This window comes from Taishania pollutisoli, from assembly GCF_014518315.1.
Classification (GTDB): domain Bacteria; phylum Bacteroidota; class Bacteroidia; order Flavobacteriales_D; family Crocinitomicaceae; genus Taishania; species Taishania pollutisoli.
In genome coordinates, this window is the sequence record NZ_JACVEL010000033.1 from 1 (window position 1) to 1,754 (window position 1,754).

A 1,754-nucleotide genomic window follows, 5' to 3' on the forward strand; every position below is an offset into this window, starting at 1 on the left:
CGGGTCATCCAAATAAATGTGAATGGTATCGTGTTCAACAAGTTCAATCTGCGTCGGTGCCGATTGCGGGTGAATGATCTGGTACTTCGGGTATTCAATCAACTGTAGCGCTTTCAAGGCATCCAACCGGCCGTGTCCGGAAGTGTCATCGTACCCCACAGTGCCGATGTCTGTCGCCGACTTCTGCAGGATGTACTCCACATCGGCAGGAGCTAGGTTCTGATTCGAATAACACGGTTTGTTGTAATAGCTCAGCATCAGGGCAATCACACCCGTTACATGTGGTGCAGCGGCCGAAGTACCACTGAATTTTTGGTACAAATCCGGTGCATCCGGCAGCATCCCGGAACTTCTCAGTGTTGCCACATTGGACAAACTCCCCGGAGCAAGCAAGTCCATATTCAGCCCGATAGCAGAATACCACTGTTCTCCCGGTGCATTGCTTTCCGGTCCGGTATTTCCCGTATCAATCAACCGCTTGCCGTCTGTTCCGCTCGCTCCTACACTGATTACCCACGAATCGTCGTACCGCTGCGGGATGTTGTTGCTTGAAATGGTAGTAGGATCCAAGGAATAATTGGTTCCGTTTCCGCGCGCAATGACATTGATAACACCATTCTGCAGGGCAAATAAATAAGCCTCATCGCACAGATGGCATGCCGGTAGATAAACCTCTCCCCAACCCGTCGGAGGATCGCCCGTCAGATCTCTTTCTTCATCCCGGGGCTGCTCAAAGCTGATGGAATAACTGTGATTATTAAGGTGTACGCCGTAACCCGGCATGTGGCCCGCAATATATTCGTTTCCTTCTTCAAAGTTGCTGCCCATTACATTGGACCAATCGTAGTACGAGCCAACCGAACGTGCCGCGTTGATGATTCCCGCACTGACCATGTTCCCGTCAAAATCTGAAACAACTTCTGAGGGGTGGCCGCCCACTTTGAAATCAAGCAGACTCACACCGGTAGTATCGTGTCCGCTTCCTGCGGCAATTCCGGCAACACCGGTGGTATTGTTGCGTCGTGCACCGATGATGCCCGCCACACTGGTGCCGTGTCCCACCACATCACTGCCCCATCGTCCGATTGGATCACTACCAATTGTCCAGTGAGTTTCCCCGGTGAGCAGCCGGATGTCCTGGTGGGAACTGTCCACACCCGAATCAAAAATACCTACTTTGATGTGGCGTTTGCCGGTTTCAATCTCCCAGGCGGATTCCACGTTGATTCCTCCAACAAAATCTGCGGTATCCAGCAGGGACTGCTGGTAGTTGTACAACGTGTCATCGGGAACACCGAGCCAGTTAACGGTTAAAGGCGGATCAATGTAAACGGTCAATGGGTGTGCACGGCGCATGGTTTCAAAAAAACGGACAGGATGGTAACCTTCCGGCACGGAAACAAGAAAGGTCGCCCAGAACGGAGGAATCCAGACTGTGTTTCCCTGCCGGGAAATGGAAATTGTATCGGTTGTATTCCACTCCGGGAACAACTTGCTGACAACCAGGCTGCCGAAGTCCAGTCCGTTTTTCTTCAGGGAGTCGGCTGTCTTTTTTCCCCTGCCGTTGAGAAAGGCGGTTAATTTCCCCTCTCTGAGTTCAGCGTTGTTCACAGCATCCGGGTTCAGCAGGGAATGGTTGAACCGGACAACGTAGTGCTTCGGAAGCTCCTGGGAACAGATATGTGTGGTGACAGACAGCATAAACAGGTACAGTATAAACAAACTGCTTCTCCGGACAGTAAACAGCTGGAAGT

General features: G+C 51.7%; 1 protein-coding gene. It reads right to left on the reverse strand.

Annotation, left to right across the window (positions count from 1 at the left end):
- Positions 1–1,754 (reverse strand): S8 family peptidase (locus tag H9Y05_RS16130; RefSeq protein WP_216714894.1); only part of this gene is annotated, 1,754 nt, incomplete at both ends.